At 73.5% G+C, this 15,039-nt stretch carries 18 protein-coding genes and 1 pseudogene; 7 read left to right on the forward strand and 12 right to left on the reverse strand.

The window, feature by feature from the left end:
• Positions 1–127: 127 nt before the first annotated feature.
• On the reverse strand, positions 128–1,003 hold the full coding sequence (locus ACGRHY_RS15095) for a hypothetical protein (RefSeq protein WP_394635861.1): 876 nt from the start codon (positions 1,001–1,003) through the stop codon (positions 128–130).
• Complete coding sequence (locus ACGRHY_RS15100) at positions 1,000–1,857, reverse strand: hypothetical protein (RefSeq protein WP_394635862.1); 858 nt, start codon at positions 1,855–1,857, stop codon at positions 1,000–1,002. The genes ACGRHY_RS15095 and ACGRHY_RS15100 overlap by 4 nt, the downstream gene beginning before the upstream one ends.
• 120 nt (positions 1,858–1,977) lie before the next feature.
• Between ACGRHY_RS15100 and ACGRHY_RS15105 the strand changes: the two genes are divergently transcribed.
• Positions 1,978–2,340: a DsrE family protein gene (locus tag ACGRHY_RS15105; protein WP_394638060.1), complete on the forward strand. Its 363-nt coding sequence runs from the start codon at positions 1,978–1,980 to the stop codon at positions 2,338–2,340.
• A gap of 133 nt (positions 2,341–2,473) precedes the next feature.
• Here ACGRHY_RS15105 and ACGRHY_RS15110 read toward each other — a convergent pair whose 3' ends face one another.
• From ACGRHY_RS15110 to ACGRHY_RS15130, 5 genes are all read right to left on the reverse strand, one after another.
• The gene (locus ACGRHY_RS15110) at positions 2,474–2,761 is read right to left on the reverse strand and encodes a DUF1416 domain-containing protein (RefSeq protein WP_093658758.1); all 288 of its coding nucleotides are present in this window, start codon (positions 2,759–2,761) and stop codon (positions 2,474–2,476) included.
• A 53-nt stretch (positions 2,762–2,814) separates the two neighbouring features.
• Positions 2,815–3,660: a sulfurtransferase gene (locus ACGRHY_RS15115; protein WP_394635863.1), complete on the reverse strand. Its 846-nt coding sequence runs from the start codon at positions 3,658–3,660 to the stop codon at positions 2,815–2,817.
• A 167-nt stretch (positions 3,661–3,827) separates the two neighbouring features.
• A complete protein-coding gene (locus tag ACGRHY_RS15120; protein ID WP_369126573.1) occupies positions 3,828–3,911 on the reverse strand; it encodes a putative leader peptide in 84 nt (27 codons plus the stop codon).
• A 202-nt stretch (positions 3,912–4,113) separates the two neighbouring features.
• Positions 4,114–4,800, reverse strand: coding sequence for an LmeA family phospholipid-binding protein (locus tag ACGRHY_RS15125; protein ID WP_394635864.1), 687 nt, complete (start codon positions 4,798–4,800; stop codon positions 4,114–4,116).
• Positions 4,801–5,033: 233 nt separating this feature from the next.
• A complete protein-coding gene (locus tag ACGRHY_RS15130) occupies positions 5,034–6,125 on the reverse strand; it encodes a hypothetical protein (RefSeq protein WP_394635865.1) in 1,092 nt (363 codons plus the stop codon).
• A gap of 191 nt (positions 6,126–6,316) precedes the next feature.
• On the opposite strand from ACGRHY_RS15130, the pseudogene ACGRHY_RS15135 reads away from it, so the two are divergent.
• Positions 6,317–6,457: pseudogene (locus tag ACGRHY_RS15135) on the forward strand (RNA-guided endonuclease TnpB family protein); the annotation flags it as partial.
• A 16-nt stretch (positions 6,458–6,473) separates the two neighbouring features.
• On the opposite strand, the gene ACGRHY_RS15140 reads toward ACGRHY_RS15135, so the two are convergent.
• Positions 6,474–6,740 (reverse strand): MoaD/ThiS family protein, encoded by a 267-nt coding sequence (locus tag ACGRHY_RS15140; RefSeq protein WP_394635866.1) that lies wholly within the window; start codon positions 6,738–6,740, stop codon positions 6,474–6,476.
• Between the two features lie 12 nt (positions 6,741–6,752).
• Positions 6,753–7,766 (reverse strand): alpha/beta hydrolase, encoded by a 1,014-nt coding sequence (locus tag ACGRHY_RS15145; RefSeq protein WP_394635867.1) that lies wholly within the window; start codon positions 7,764–7,766, stop codon positions 6,753–6,755.
• A gap of 127 nt (positions 7,767–7,893) precedes the next feature.
• On the opposite strand from ACGRHY_RS15145, the gene ACGRHY_RS15150 reads away from it, so the two are divergent.
• From ACGRHY_RS15150 to ACGRHY_RS15170, 5 genes are all read left to right on the forward strand, one after another.
• Positions 7,894–8,727 (forward strand): response regulator transcription factor, encoded by an 834-nt coding sequence (locus ACGRHY_RS15150; protein ID WP_394635868.1) that lies wholly within the window; start codon positions 7,894–7,896, stop codon positions 8,725–8,727.
• A 24-nt stretch (positions 8,728–8,751) separates the two neighbouring features.
• On the forward strand, positions 8,752–9,777 hold the full coding sequence (locus ACGRHY_RS15155; RefSeq protein WP_394635869.1) for a LacI family DNA-binding transcriptional regulator: 1,026 nt from the start codon (positions 8,752–8,754) through the stop codon (positions 9,775–9,777).
• 125 nt (positions 9,778–9,902) lie between these two features.
• Positions 9,903–10,877 (forward strand): S1C family serine protease, encoded by a 975-nt coding sequence (locus tag ACGRHY_RS15160; RefSeq protein WP_394635870.1) that lies wholly within the window; start codon positions 9,903–9,905, stop codon positions 10,875–10,877.
• 22 nt (positions 10,878–10,899) lie between these two features.
• Positions 10,900–11,700, forward strand: coding sequence for a response regulator transcription factor (locus ACGRHY_RS15165; protein ID WP_394635871.1), 801 nt, complete (start codon positions 10,900–10,902; stop codon positions 11,698–11,700).
• Positions 11,697–13,109, forward strand: a complete 1,413-nt coding sequence (locus tag ACGRHY_RS15170; RefSeq protein ID WP_394635872.1) for a sensor histidine kinase — start codon at positions 11,697–11,699, stop codon at positions 13,107–13,109. The genes ACGRHY_RS15165 and ACGRHY_RS15170 overlap by 4 nt, the downstream gene beginning before the upstream one ends.
• Positions 13,110–13,343: 234 nt before the next feature.
• Here ACGRHY_RS15170 and ACGRHY_RS15175 read toward each other — a convergent pair whose 3' ends face one another.
• The 3 genes from ACGRHY_RS15175 to ACGRHY_RS15185 all read right to left on the reverse strand — a co-directional run bounded on the left by ACGRHY_RS15175 (position 13,344) and on the right by ACGRHY_RS15185 (position 14,938).
• Entirely contained in the window at positions 13,344–13,703 is a 360-nt protein-coding gene (locus ACGRHY_RS15175) for a DUF4180 domain-containing protein (protein WP_394635873.1), read from the reverse strand.
• A 78-nt stretch (positions 13,704–13,781) separates the two neighbouring features.
• Positions 13,782–14,237 carry a hypothetical protein gene (locus tag ACGRHY_RS15180; protein ID WP_394635874.1) on the reverse strand — a complete coding sequence of 152 codons (456 nt, stop codon included), beginning with the start codon at positions 14,235–14,237 and terminating at the stop codon, positions 13,782–13,784.
• Positions 14,238–14,389: 152 nt separating this feature from the next.
• Positions 14,390–14,938 (reverse strand): hypothetical protein, encoded by a 549-nt coding sequence (locus ACGRHY_RS15185; protein WP_394635875.1) that lies wholly within the window; start codon positions 14,936–14,938, stop codon positions 14,390–14,392.
• Positions 14,939–15,039: the final 101 nt, after the last annotated feature.

Below are 15,039 nucleotides of genomic sequence, written 5' to 3' on the forward strand. Positions count from 1 at the left end.
GTCTCCGCCGGGCCTGCAACGGGTTCCGCTGCCGACTCGGCCGTCGCTTCCGCGGCCTGCTCCGTCTGCTCCGTCTGCGACGGGACGGCGGGCGCGGCCGGTTCCGGCCGGTCTGTCACGGGCTCGGTCATACGTACTCTCCCGGGGACACCAGGTGGTCGAGCTGGTCCTTCAGCAGCCCGGCGGCGTCCTTCCCGCGGAAGGGCTTGACGCCGTCGGCCTGGAACGAGATCAGGTACTCGTCCTGATAGGCGGTGCAGAACATCGTCTCCAGTTCGGAGTCGCCGTCCTTGGGCGGCAGGAAGCACCGCGCGTTCTTGTGGCCCTTGATCTTCGGGCCTTCGCGGAAGACCGACAGGGCGTCGACCAGCCCGGACTGGAAGCCGCTCAGGTCCTTGACGACCTTCTCGTTCTTCATGCGCGAGAGCTGGATCTCGGCCGTGAACTCGTCGTCGTACGAGGCGTACGTACGCATCACGGTGCCCTGGACGCGCAGCTTCTCCACGAACTCGCGGTGCCGGCGGCGCTCCCTGCCCGGCAGGTCCTTGCCGCTCTGGCGCAGCAGGGCCTGGGCCTGCCTGCCGCTCAGTTCGGTGTCGTTGCCGAACTCGGAGATGTCCGGGCCGAGCTGGAAGTCCTCGGGGACCGGCAGCAGCTTCTCGCGCAGCTCGCCGTCGGTGCGGCCCTCCCTGGGGTCCGGTGCCGGATCGTCCTCGGAGGGATTCTTCGCCGGCTTCTTCCAGACCTTCGTGGGGGCCGAGACGTCGGCGCCGTCCACGGTGGCCTTGGTGTAGGCCAGTCCGCCGCCGGCCGCGCCGAGCACCATGGCGGCGGACAGCAGGGGGGCGAGGACGCGGCGGAGCCGGCCCGTTCCACCTGTTCCGTCCGTCCCTGCGTCCTGCGGGCCGCCCGGAGCCGGGGCGGGGGTGTGTGCGGACGGCGGTCCGGCCGGGGGCCGGCCAGGGACGCAGCCGGCGCCGTTCCGGTTCTCCTGGTCGCTCACAGCTGCCCCAGCTGCCGCTCGGCCAGGGACCTGATGTCACGCTTGGCGATCGGCTTGGTGTCGTAGATCCAGATGTCCATCATGATGTCGCCGCGCTGGGCGATGGCCCGGGCCCGGTACATCGGGAGGTAGCCGGCCTTGCGACGGGGCTCGTCGAAGACGTAGTAGCGGCCGTTGCCCGACCCCTTCAGCGCGGTGCCGTCGTTGCCCGCGTGGTCTTCGTCGGACATGTAATCCTGCTGGCCCTGGGCGTGTTCGAGGGCGGACCGGCTCTTCTCCTCGCGGAACTGCACGAGGTTGACGTTCACCATCCGGTATCTGTCCCGCTGCCAGCCGGTGCTCGCGACGCGGCGCAGGTCTCCGCCGGTCAGGCGGGTGAACATGTACCCGGGGTTTTCGAACTCCCGGGCGTAGGCGGACGGCGAGAGCCAGCCGTCGATGTCCGGGCTCAGCTCGGGCTCGCGGGTGCCCTTGGGCCGGTCCAGGAGCAGCTTGCGCAGATCGCCGTCCGTGCGCACCCGCCGGTCCTCCCCGGCGGTGAGCGGCTCGGGCGCCTCGTCCTCGGACAGCGGCTTCTGCGGGTACGACAGCTTCGCCTGGGACAGAGGGGGCAGCGGGGTGGGCGCGCGGTCGGCCTGGACGGTGTAGCCGCCCGCGAGGCCGCCGACGGCGCCGAGCAGGGCGGCGCAGGCCAGCAGCAGGGCCGTACGGCCGCGGCGGCGCGGCCGCTCCTGGGCCGGTGGCGCGGGCGGCGTCGCGGGCGGTGCCTCCGGCGGGAGCGGGGGCGGGAGGACGGCCGGGAGGGTCTGCGCGGGCACGGGAGGTTCCGCCGGTGTCGGCGGGGGCGTGGACATGAAATCTCCTCACACGTTTGTCAGTTCGCTGACAAGAGCGCGGGGGAGAAGGTTGTGCCCGTGCCGGTCACGATCGGATTGCGGTACGTGACAGGGGCTACCGTGGTCCGCATGGCAGCTGTGTCGAAGAAGCTCGTGATCAAGGTGACGGCCGGGGCGGACGCGCCCGAGCGGTGCTCGCAGGCCTTCACGGTGGCGGCGGTGGCCGTGGCCAGCGGGGTGGAGGTGTCGCTCTGGCTGACCGGGGAGTCGGCGTGGTTCGCGCTGCCGGGCCGGGCGGCGGAGTTCGAACTGCCGCACTCCGCGCCGCTGCCCGATCTGCTCGACGGCGTCCTGGCGGGCGGGCGGATCACCCTGTGCACCCAGTGCGCGGCGCGGCGCGGGATCGAGGAGAAGGACGTGACCGAGGGCGTCCGCATCGCCGGGGCCCAGGTGTTCGTCAGCGAGATCACGGGTGAGGGCGTGCAGGCCCTCGTCTACTGAGGGCGTCCGCCGCGCCCGTTCCCGCCGGACGCCCGCGTCCGGACAGGACGGAGGCCGTGCCCCGCACAAGGTGTCCAACCCCCGGGGCACGGCCTCCGTACGTCATACGGCCCGTCCTGCGGCCGTCACGCGGTCACACCGCGATGGGAACCTCCACCAGGCCGCCCTGCTGGGCGACGACGGTGCGGTCCGCGCTGCCGCCCGGGACCAGGGCGCGCACGGTCCAGGTGCCCTCGGCGGCGTAGAAGCGGAACTGGCCGGTGGCGGAGGTGGGGACCTCGGCCGTGAACTCGCCGGTGCTGTCCAGCAGCCGGACGTACCCGGTGACGGGCTCGCCGCCGCGGGTCACCTGACCCTGGATCGTCGTCTCACCGGGCTTGATGGAGGAGGCGTCGGGGCCGCCTGCCTGTGCTCCGCACATGTCGGGTGCTCTTTCTTCCGGAACGGGGAGTCGAGTGTGGAGAAGGAGGCGGCTCAGGCGCTCTTGCCGTCGCCGAGCTCGATCGGCACGCCGACCAGCGAGCCGTACTCGGTCCACGAGCCGTCGTAGTTCTTGACGTTCTCCTGGCCCAGCAGCTCGTGCAGGACGAACCAGGTGTGGGCGGAGCGCTCGCCGATGCGGCAGTAGGCGATGGTGTCCTTGGACAGGTCCACACCCGCCTCCTGGTACAGCTCCTTCAGCTCCTCGTCGGACTTGAAGGTGCCGTCGTCGTTGGCCGACTTCGACCACGGGATGTTGCTGGCGGTCGGGACGTGGCCCGGACGCTGCGACTGCTCCTGCGGCAGGTGGGCGGGGGCGAGCAGCTTGCCGCTGAACTCGTCGGGGGAGCGGACGTCCACCAGGTTCAGCTTGCCGATGGCCTCGACGACGTCGTCGCGGAAGGCGCGGATCGACTCGTCCTGCTCCTTGGCCTTGTACTCGGTCTTCGCGCGGGTGGGCACCTCGGAGACCAGCTCGCGGGCGTCCAGCTCCCACTTCTTGCGGCCGCCGTCGAGGAGCTTGACGTCCTGGTGGCCGTAGAGCTTGAAGTACCAGTAGGCGTAGGACGCGAACCAGTTGTTGTTGCCGCCGTAGAGGACGACGGTGTCGTCGCCCGCGATGCCCTTCTCGGACAGCAGCTTCTCGAAGCCGGCCTGGTCGACGAAGTCGCGGCGGACCGGGTCCTGGAGGTCGGTCCTCCAGTCGATCCGGACGGCGTTCCTGATGTGGTTCTTGTCGTAGGCCGAGGTGTCCTCGTCCACCTCGACGATGACCACCTTGGGGTCGTCGATGTGGGCCTCGACCCAGTCGGCGTCGACCAGGACGTCACTGCGGCTCATGTCTCTCCTCCGGAGGGCAGGTACTGCGGGGTGTGCGGTGCGGTGGACGTGCGTGCGGCGGCGCTGGGCGCCGGCGGGCGCGCACGGGGCTGTACGCCGCGGTGGCGGGGACAGCGGGGCGGTGTGCGGCTGCGGTCCGGGCTGCGAAGGGCACCGAGAGCCGGCCGTCAGACGACGGCGCGACAGAGCATGGCGGCGACACGGCAAAGATCGACTGCCCGTCGCTTCGTGAGGTCCGCCTGTCGCTTCATGAGGGCGATCGTAGGGACGGAGGGGCGGGCGTGTCACCGTAGTTCCAGATGATGAGAAGCAAATGCCCGCAATGTGAGACGAGGGGGAGGGTGGAGGGTTCCCCCGAACCGATGCGCGGATGCCCGGGAGGGGGTTTCTGAGAGGCGGACGCGGGTGTCTCGGAGAATGGACGGACCGGGCGGCGCGGCGCCGTCCCGCGCGTCAGCCGGCCAGATCCACGTTCGAGCCGCTCAGGTGCAGCACGACGCCCTTCTCGTCCACCTCCGCCTTCTCCAGCTTCAGCCCCCCGGGAAGACCGGTGATCTCGAGCTTCCGGTCTATCTGGGCCCGCACCACGTCCTCGGCCACGGGCAGGTCGGGGAGGTCCTCGGCGCGCAGCGCGACGGTGTCGCCGTCCTCCACCTTCAGCGAGCCGTGCAGGGTGAGTTCCACGAGGGTGAGGTTCACGTCCAGCCTCACCTGGTTCTTCGCGGCCCGCTCCGCGCCGGCGTAGGCCAGGGAGGCGCCCTTCGTGCCCGCCTCGGTCAGGTCCTGGTAGCTGATCCGCGCGCTGCCGGTGGCCCGGTCGGCGACGGCGGAGGAGAAGTTGTTCTCCAGTCGCACGTCGCCGAGGTGCACGTCCACCTCGGTCACGTCCACGTCGCGCCCGCCGACCTGGACCGTCAGCCCGTTCATCGTGGCGTCCACCGACTCCAGTTCCCTGCCAACGACCTGGGTCAGGAAGGGGAAGCCGTTGATCTCCACGGCGGGCCGCTCGTCCAGCCCCCTGGAACTGCGGACCTTCTCGGCGACCTTGTCCTCGGCGAGGTTCACCGCCAGCCGGTCGGCGCCGACGAACAGGCCGCCGAAGAGGACGAGAAGTCCCAGCAGGGCTTTGAGCGCGCGCATCGTGGTGGTCCCCCCAGAGTGGCCGGGTGCGGTCGGGTCGGTCGGACTGGTCGCGCTGATCGGGTTGATCCGACCGGACTGATCGGTTTGAACGACGCAGGCGGAAGCCGATCGGGTTCCGGCGAGCCTAACCCGTGGCGTCCCACGGCAGGTCTGTACCACGGTCCGCACCGCGGCCGGGCCCGTGAGCCCGGTCCCCGCCCCGCCCGCCGCCCGCCGCTCGCCCCGCGCCTCTACGCGAGCGCCCTGCCGAGCAGGTAGACCGCCGGCGCGGCGGCGGTCAGCGGCAGTGCCACACCGGCCGTCATGTGGACGAAGCGGGAGGGGAAGTCGTAGCTCGCCACCCGCAGCCCGATCAGCGCGCACACCCCGGCCGCCAGCCCCAGCACCGCGCCGGAACCGCCCAGGGAGGTGAGCTGCCCGGCCGCGACACCCGCGCCCGCGGCGGCCGACAGCGAGACGACCACGGAGACCGCCTGCGGCAGCGGCAGCGCCCGGGCGAGCGCGGCGGCCGCCACGGCGAGCGCGCCGACCGCCACCGCGTCGGGCTCGGCGGCCAGATGGCCGGTGGCGAGCACGGTGAGGGCGGTGGAGGTGACCCCGGCGGTCAGGGCGTACAGGCGCTCGTCGGGCGATGAGTGGTTGCGCAGCTGGAGGACGAGGACGAACAGGACCCATGCCCCGAGCGTGCCGATGACGACGGCCGAGGCGTGCTCGGCGCCGAGTGCCAGCAGGGCGATGTCCGCGGTGACGCCCGCCAGGAACGCCAAGGCGATGCCCTGCCGCGCCGGCCACATGCCGTTGAGCCGGAACCAGCCCGCGGCCGTGACCGCCTGGAGCAGTACCACGGCGACGGCCGACACCGGGCGGGAGACCTGGGCGGTGGCCGCGAGCAGTACGGCCAGGAGGGCGGTGAGGGCGGCGGGCGCCAGGCCCGGCGCGATGATCGGGCTGCCGGTGCGCCGCGGGGCGGCGGAGGGGGCCTCGGCGGTGGGGCCGGCCGTGGCGGCGGAAGCGGTGGCGGGGGCCGCGGCGGTGGCCGTGGGAGCGGCGGACGCCGCGCCGCCCTGCTCCGGCGGCAGGGGCCCGGGGCCGGGGTGGTGGGGCGGCGCGGGGACGCCGTACGGGTCCTGGCCCGGGGCGGCGTACCGGCCGTGCTGCTCGTACTGCTCGTACCGGCCGTACCGGTCCTGCCCGCCGTACGCGTCGTACCCGCCGTGCGCGGGACCCGAGGGTTCGTGACCGTGGCTGTAGTCGTGGTCATGGCCGTAGGGGCCGGGCTGCGAGCCGTACGGCTGCCCGGGCGGGTGCTGCTGGTCGGTCATCGGGGCTCTCCTTCGTGGATGCTCCCGGCTTCAGCCGGGGGTGGGGGTGCCCCACCGGTCGCGGGAGGGAAACGAAGCTCCTGCGGAGCAGGACAGGAACAGCCGGTCCGCCGCCGGGGCGGGCGGGCGTCCACCGTCCACCGGCCAACATCCTCCACTCACATGGAAGCCGGCCGAACGTGAGGCATGGCGCGGCACGCGACATCCCGGCCGCCGGGCCGGCGGCAGCAGCCTGTGGAGGCGGTGTGAGACCTCAACGGGAGTCCTCCCGGACGGGGCGGTCGTCGGTGAAGCGGGAAACCCAGCGGGCGACCGCTGGACTCCCCCGCCTTCAGGCGGGGGAGGAAGTCAACGGGAGCCCCCCGCGAAGGGGGGAAGCACCTCGACGGTGCCGCCCTCGGTCAGTCGGACGAGTCGGTGGTCGCGCCTGCCGACCGGCTCGCTGTCCACCAGGAAGGAGCACAGGCCCAGTACCCGGTCGAAGTCCGGCCGGCCGGCGTGCCGCCGGCGCGCCTCGGCCAGCGCCTCGGCCAGCGTGTGGGCCTCGTACCTCTCCTCGGTGATCCCGGCGGCGGCCTTGGCCGCGGCCCAGTAGCGGATCATGCCGCTCGGCATGGTGTGTCCCTCTCAGCCGTCCGTCGTGCCGCACCCATGATGGCGCGGCGCCCGCCCGGTCCGCGCCGTCGCCCACGAGGCGATTCGCTCCAGCAGCTCCGGGGGCGCGGCGTTCTCGGCGTGTCCGAAGCCGCGCTCGATCCACAGCTCCGTGGACGCCGGGTCGGCCGCCTCCGCCAGCGAGTACGGGTGGTCCAGCGGGAAGTAGGCGTCCCGGTCGCCGTGCACCACCAGCAGCGGGGTCGGGGCGATCAGCGGCACGGCCTCCACCGGTGACAGCGGCACCGGGTCCCAGTCCCGGTGGTGGATGCGGGTGCGCAGCCCGTAACGGGAGACCAGGCGCCCGGCGGGGTGCTGGATCGCCCAGTGGACCCGCCGCATGGCCGGGGTGCCCCGGTAGTACCAGCGGGCAGGGGCGCTCACGGCGACGACCGCATCGGCGTGTGCACCTGTGCGCCCCCGGCGCATCCTGTGCGCTGCGTCACCGGCGCCGGTCCCGTCGGCCGGTCCGGTCCCGCACGCCGTGCAGGCCGGCTCCGCCCGGTGGAGCGCCGCGTGCCGCAGCACCACCGAGCCGCCCATCGAGAAGCCCGCCGTCGCCACCGCGGAGTGCCCCAGCGAACGCGCCCAGCGCACCGCCGCGGCGAGGTCGAGCACCTCCCGGTCGCCGACCGTGGAGCGCCCGCCGGAGCGGCCGTGCCCGCGGAAGGAGAACGTGATCACGCCCGCATGCCGGGCGAACGCCTGTGACACTCGTCGCACCGCGGGCCGCTCCAGCGAGCCGGTGAAGCCGTGTGCGACGACGATCGCCGAATCCCGCCCGGCGGCCCGCTGCGCGCCCTCGTCCCGGCCGCCGCAATTCCTCTCCCGGGGCTGGTAGAGGGCCTCCACGCCCACCCCGTCGTCGGTCCGCAGCCATGCCCGCAGGGGCGCGCGCGAAGGCGCCCGCCAACCCGTGCTCCCGCCACTCCGGGTGACCGGACCGCCACGGGAAAGCCCTTCCGTCCCCTCCGCGTCCTCGCTCATGTGGGATATTGTCGATGACGAGAAGGATCCGGGCAGCGCCGCCCCCGGGTCCTTTCGTGCTTTCGGAGCGCAGTACGAAGCAGTGCCGCCACACGCCCCCGACGGGGCCGGGGAAGGACTCGACGTCATGAGCTCACTACTCCTGCTGACCAACGCCCTCCAGCCCTCGACGGAAGTCCTGCCCGCGCTCGGCCTGCTGCTGCACAACGTCCGTGTGGCCCCGGCCGAGGGCCCGGCGCTGGTGGACACCCCCGGCGCCGACGCCGTCCTGATCGACGGCCGCCGCGACCTGCCGCAGGTGCGCTCCCTGTGCCAGCTGCTGCGCTCCACGGGGCCGGGCTGCCCGCTGATCCTGGTGGTCACCGAGGGCGGCCTCGCGGCCGTCACCGCCGAGTGGGGCGTCGACGACGTCCTGCTGGACACCGCCGGCCCGGCCGAGGTCGAGGCCCGGCTGCGGCTGGCCACCGGGCGGCGGCAGATCTCCGGCGACGACGGCCCGGCGGAGATCCGCACCGGCGACCTGTCGGTGGACGAGGCCACCTACAGCGCCAAGCTCAAGGGACGCGTGCTGGACCTGACCTTCAAGGAGTTCGAGCTGCTGAAGTACCTGGCGCAGCACCCCGGCCGGGTGTTCACCAGGGCGCAGCTCCTCCAGGAGGTGTGGGGCTACGACTACTTCGGCGGCACCCGGACCGTCGACGTCCACGTACGGCGGCTGCGGGCCAAGCTCGGCCCGGAGCACGAGTCGCTGATCGGGACCGTGCGCAACGTCGGCTACCGCTTCGTGCTGCCGGAGAAGAAGGAGAAGAAGGAGCCGACCCCCGAGGAGCGCCGGGCCAGGAAGGATGCGAGGGCGACCGTGGACGCCGCCGAGAAGATGGCGCAGGACGCGGCGAACGGCGTGGCCGGGGACTCGGCCGGGGGCGGGCGGAGGACCGCCGCTCGCCGGGGAGGGAACTGAGTCGGCGCGCGTAGACTCCCGGCTGTGGCGAAGGTGACGCGGGACGATGTGGCGAGACTGGCGGGTACGTCGACCGCGGTCGTCAGTTATGTGATAAACAACGGGCCCCGGCCGGTCGCACCGGCGACCCGCGAGCGGGTGCTCGCCGCGATCAAGGAGCTGGGTTACCGGCCGGACCGGGTCGCGCAGGCGATGGCGTCCCGGCGCACCGACCTGATAGGGCTGATCGTCCCCGACGCCCGGCAGCCGTTCTTCGCGGAGATGGCGCACGCGGTCGAGCAGGCCGCCGCCGGCCGCGGGAAGATGGTGCTCGTCGGCAACTCCGACTACCTGGACGAGCGCGAGGTGCACTATCTGCGGGCCTTCCTCGGCATGCGCGTCTCGGGCCTGATCCTGATCAGCCAGGGCCCCAGCGAGCGTGCCGCCGTCGAGATAGAGGCTTGGGACGCGCGCGTGGTGCTGCTGCACCGCAGGCCCGAGGCGATCGACGACGTGGCCGTCGTCCTCGACGACGTCGGCGGCGCCCAGATGGTCACCCGGCACCTGCTGGAGCACGGCCACGGTTACGTGGCCTGCCTGGGCGGAGTGGAGTCCACCCCCGCCTACGGAGACCCGGTGACCGACCACGTGGAGGGCTGGCGCCGGGCGATGAAGGAGGCCGGCCGCTCCACCGACGGCCGCCTCTTCCAGGCCCCCTACAACCGCTACGACACCTACCGCGTCGCCCTCGGCCTGCTGGCCGGCCCCGACCGACCGCCCGCGCTGGTGTGCGCCACCGACGACCAGGCCATCGGCGTGCTGCGCGCCGCCCGCGAGCTGGGCCTCGACGTGCCCGGCGAGCTGGCGGTGGCCGGGTTCGACGACGTCAAGGAGGCCGCGCTGACCGACCCGCCGCTGACCACGGTGGGCTCGGACCGCGAGGCGATGGCCCGCGCGGCGGTGGACCTGGTGCTGGACGACGGGGTGCGCGCGACGGGCTCGCGGCGCGAGCGCGTGCGCCAGTTCCCGACGGGGCTGGTGGTGCGCCGCTCCTGCGGCTGCGGCGGCTGACGGGACCGGGCGGGCTCCCGGGCTCCTGCCCGGGCTCCCTGGGAGGCATCCCCCTGGGGCGGTTCTTCCCCGGGTTTCAGCCCGCCCTCATGAAGTTCTCATTCCGGGCGCGCACAGTCGTGTGCATGAGCGACCACGAGACGAACCGCGCGTATCCGCCCCGCCCGCCGTACGAGCCCCCCGTCGCGAACCCCACCCCTGAACCCGCCTCCGGCACCACTCCCGGAGCGCACGCCCGGCGGGCGCGCCGCCCCGTCGGGCTGCTGGCGGCCGTGGCGATCGTGGCCGCCGCGGTCGGCGGCGGTACGGCGACCCTGGCCGCCGGGACGTTCGGGAACGGCGCCGCGCCCGCTGCCACCTCCTCCGTCCTCGGGACCAACGCCTCCGCCTCCGACTCCGGCACCGGCGTCGCCGATGTCGTCAGGGCCGTCACCCCGAGCGTCGTGGAGATCGGCGCGTCCTCCCGCTCCGGCTCCGCGACCGGATCCGGCGTGGTGATCTCCGAGAAGGGCGAGATCCTCACCAACAACCACGTCGTCTCCGGCGCCACCGGGATCGAGGTCACCTTCTCCGACGGCGACACCGCCCGCGCCGAGATCGTCGGCACCGAACCCGACCTCGACATGGCGCTGATCCGGGTCGAAGGCGCGGGCGACCTCGCACCCGTCGGGCTCGGCGACTCCGACGCCGTCCGCGTCGGCGACCGGGTCGTCGCCTTCGGCTCGCCCCAGGGCCTGTCGGGCACGGTCACCAGCGGCATCGTCTCCGCCAAGGACCGCGAGGTCACGGTGGACAGGACGGGCGAGGACGACCGGCCGAGGAACGACCGGTCCTGGCCCTTCGAGTTCGACGGCGACCGGTACAACGGCGACCTCGGCTCCGAGACCACCACCTACCGGGCCCTCCAGACCGACGCCTCCCTCAACCCCGGCAACTCCGGCGGGCCGCTGGTCGACATGAACGGCCGCGTCATCGGTGTCAACTCCGCCATCCACAGCAACGCCTCCACCGCCGCCGAGGCGGGCAGCGTCGGCCTGGGCTTCGCCGTGCCCGTGAACGACGTCAAGGAGATCCTCGACGACCTGCGCGCCGGCGGATGAGGCGAGTGCGAAACTCGCCACCATGACCACCGCCTCCTCCGCCGCGTCACATCCCGCCCCGCCCGCGCGCGTGCTGGTCGTCGACGACGAGCCGGCCGTACGGGAGGCCCTGCGTCGCAGCCTGGCCTTCGAGGGCTACGAGACCGAGCTCGCCGCCGACGGCCTGGAGGCGCTGCGCCAGGTGGACGCGTACCACCCCGACCTGGTGATCCTGGACGTGCTGATGCCGCGCATGGACGGGCTGACCGCCGCCCGGCGGCTGCGCGCGAACGGGGTGACCGTCCCCGTGCTGATGCTCACCGCCCGCGACACCGTCGGCGACCGCGTCACCGGCCTGGACGCGGGCGCGGACGACTACCTGGTCAAACCGTTCGAACTGGACGAGCTGCTGGCCCGCATCCGCGCCCTGCTGCGCCGCAGCTCCTATGCCCGCGAGCAGGCCGGCGCCGAGCGGACCGAGGTGCTCTCCTTCGCCGGTCTGCGCATGGACCTCACCACGCGCGAGGTCACCCGCGGCGGCCGGCCGGTTGAGCTGACGCGGACGGAGTTCACGCTGCTGGAGATGTTCATGGCCCACCCGCGCCAGGTCCTCACCCGCGAGCAGATCCTCAAGGCCGTCTGGGGCTTCGACTTCGAGCCCTCCTCCAACTCCCTGGACGTGTACGTGATGTACCTGCGCCGCAAGACCGAGTCGGGCGGCGAGCCGCGCCTGGTGCACACCGTGCGCGGCGTCGGCTACGTCCTGCGGGACACCCCGGGCCCCGCACCGGGCGCCGCTCCCGGCCCCACCCCGGGCCCCGCACCGGGAGAAGCGCTCCGGTGACGTCCCGGCTCAACTCCCTGCCGCTGCGCTCGCGACTGGCCCTGCTGGCCGCGGTGGCCGTGGCGGTCGCGGTGGCGGCGTGCTCGCTGGCCGCCTGGCTCCTGGTGCGGGCGCAGCTCGTCGACTCCCTCGACGACGCCCTGCACGCCAACCGGGTCCCCGACCGCCAGCTCATCGGCCTCGTCCGCGCCGGGCAGTGCCGGGCGGTGCCGGAGGAGGAGCGGCTGGACACCCCCAACCCGTTCGACTCCACCGTGCAGCTCGTGGACCGCAACGGCACCAGCTGCATGGCCTTCGGCGAGCGGCCCCTGCCGGTCGCCGCCGCCGACGTGGCCGTCGCCCGCGGCGAGCGCGTGGAGGCCCTGCACACCGTCACCGCGGGGGGCGAGGAGTACCGCGTGCTCACCACCCCCCTGCGCGGCACGGACGCCGCCGTGACCGTGGCCCGTCCGATGGCCGAGATCGACCAGAGCCTGGACACCCTCGCCCTCGTCCTCGGCCTGGTCGCCGCCACCGGCGTACTCGGCGCGGCGGGCGCCGGTGTCCTGCTCGCGCGCGCTGGCCTGCGCCCGGTGGACCGGCTGACGGACGCGGTCGAGCACGTCGCCCGCACCGAGGACCTGGCCGTCCGCATCCCCGTCGAGGGCGACGACGAGATCGCCCGTCTGTCGCGCTCCTTCAACGCCATGGCCGCCGCCCTGGCCACCTCCCGCGACCTCCAGCAGCAGCTGATCGCCGACGCCGGGCACGAGCTGCGCACCCCGCTGACCTCGCTGCGCACCAACATCGACCTGCTGGTGCGCAGCGAGCAGGCCGGCCGCCCGCTGCCGCCGGAGGACCGCCGGGAACTGCTGGAGTCGGTGCGCGCCCAGATCGGCGAACTCGCCTCCCTCATCGGCGACCTCCAGGAGCTGTCCCGGCCCGACGCGGCGCCCGCCGGCGGGCCGGTGGAGATCGTCGGCCTGCACGAGACCGCCGAACGTGCCGTGGAGCGCGCCCGGCTGCGCGCCTCGGACATCACCATCACCCGCGAACTGGCCCCCTGGTACGTGCGCGCCGAACCGGACGCGCTGGAGAGGGCGGTGGTCAACCTGCTGGACAACGCCGTGAAGTTCTCCCCGCCCGGCGGGACGATCGACGTCCGTCTCGACGGCTCCACCGGCGCCCTGCGCGTGCGCGACCGCGGCCCCGGCATCCCCGAGGACGAACTCCCCCACGTCTTCGACCGCTTCTGGCGCTCCCCGTCCGCCCGCGGCCTCCCCGGCTCGGGCCTGGGCCTGTCCATCGTGGCCCGCACGGTCCGCCGCAGCGGCGGCGACATCGACCTTCACCCGGTCCCCGGCGGCGGCACGGAAGCCGTCCTGCGCCTCCCGGGCGCCCCGAAGCCCCCGCCGGGTCAGCGCCCCTGATCGCCCGAACCTTCGATCGCCGGATGAGCGCTGGGTTCCCGGGCCGCGGCCGCCGGCTCGGGGATCTCCACGACCTCGACCCCGGCCCGGGCGAGTGGTTCGTTCGGAGGGGCGTCGTATGTCCGGAGGTCGTCCTCTTCGACCGGGGGACGCCGCAGGGACCGTCGGTCGCCGACGTCGCGGAGTCCTATGGGACGACCGCAGGGCACGGGCCGGCGCGCCGCGGCGGAACGGCTACGGGGTGAGGCGCTCGGCGAGTTCCGTCTCGTCGGCGACGAACCACGTCTGCCGTCCGCGGTCGCACTCGCGGACGAAGTCCCGCAGCGACGCGCTGGCCGCCGTACGGGCGGAGACGTCGCCGACGACGGCGAGCCCCAGGCGGTAGTTGGCGAACTTCTGGACGATCTCCCCGGCGAGGCCGGTGCTCAGCCGGAAGAAGTCCTCGTGCAGCCGCCCGGCGGGCACGGCGACCCACCGGGCGCCCTGGTATCCGGCGTCACCGATCAGGTCCAGCGCCTCGCGCTCGCCGATGGCCGCGCCCTCGTCGGAGCACATCAGGACGGGGGTGCCGTGCAACGTCCGAAGGGTGGTCATGGCGGCCCAGCCTAGGCGGGACGGCGTACGGCGTCGAAGCGTTTTCCGCCGCCGGGCCCGGTGGGATCCGGGCACCGCTCAGTCCAGCTCCACGTCCTCGGCGATGCGCCGGGCCCTGATGTAGGGGCCGCCCTCGTACTCCTCGTACAGCGTCTCCGCGAGGTCCACGCCGAGTTCCCGTTCGACCTCGGCGATCTCGAACTCGCCCACGACGCCGGTGACGCGGACCGGATCGTCCTGGTCCACGGCCGGCATGTTCCCCTCGACGACCAGCAGCGGTTCGATGTCGCCGGGTTCGTCCCCGCCGACGGTGAAGACCCAGGGCGAGATGACGTCGTGGACCCGGCCCTCGACCGTCCTCTCCTGCCCGATCACGGACTCGGCGTCGCCGCTCTCGAACGCCTCGTTCACCTCGGTGATGCCCTCGGCGCCGTTCCCGCCGCATCCCGCCGACGCGGAAAGCGCGAGCAGCAGCGCGAGCAGCGCCGCCGACCGACGGCGGTTGGGAACGCCCCGGGCATGTCGCGTGGGCATCTCATGTCGTCCTCTCACTCTCGGAAATCCTCCGGGCGGGCCGTCGGCGGGTGTCCGACCGGACAAGCCGGGCGCGGCTGTGAACAGGGGGTCCGCCGTCCTCCGCGCCGTCACCGGAACGGAGCCGGGCCGCCGCACGGGACGGTGCTTGCTCACTCCAGACGGGCCGAGGTGTCGATGGAGGAGGCCACGACGTAGTGCTCCTGCTCCCAGTCGGTGAAGGCGTCCTCGTTCCAGTCCACATCGAGCCCGTTCGCCACTTCCTCGGGGACGAAGCCCTCCCGCACGGTGCCGGTGACCCGCACGGTGTCGCCCTCCGCCACCCGGGTGGTGTCCGCGGAGACGACCAGGAGGCTCCTGACACCGCCCGTGGCGTCCCCCCTGTCCTCCGGGTCGGCGCGGGCGACGGTGAAGGCGTGCGCGTCGACGACCTCGCCGACCCCGGCCGTCAGGACGATCCGCCTGCCCGTCCAGGTGGTGACGTCGTTCCAGAACTCGGCCTCCGCCAGATCCCCGTAGACGAACTCGTACCCGTCCTCCGCGCCCTGCGTGGCCCCGACGCTCACTGACGCCTCGGGAGCGGGCGACTCGTCCCCGCCGCAGCCGGCCAGGGCGGCGGCGCCGACCACGACCGCGGACACCACCGACAGTGGCAGGGCGGCGCTGCTCCGCGTCCGGCGGCACTTCGCGCTGGGGCGCATGTCCTCGGGTCCTCTCGACGCACGGGCGGTCCCGCGCGCCCCGGGTGGCCGGACGCCGGGGCCGTCAAACCGACGAACCGACGCGCAAGAGCATTCCTGCC

The organism is Streptomyces shinuiensis, from assembly GCF_043660855.1.
In the GTDB taxonomy this organism is placed as follows: Bacteria; Actinomycetota; Actinomycetes; order Streptomycetales; family Streptomycetaceae; genus Streptomyces.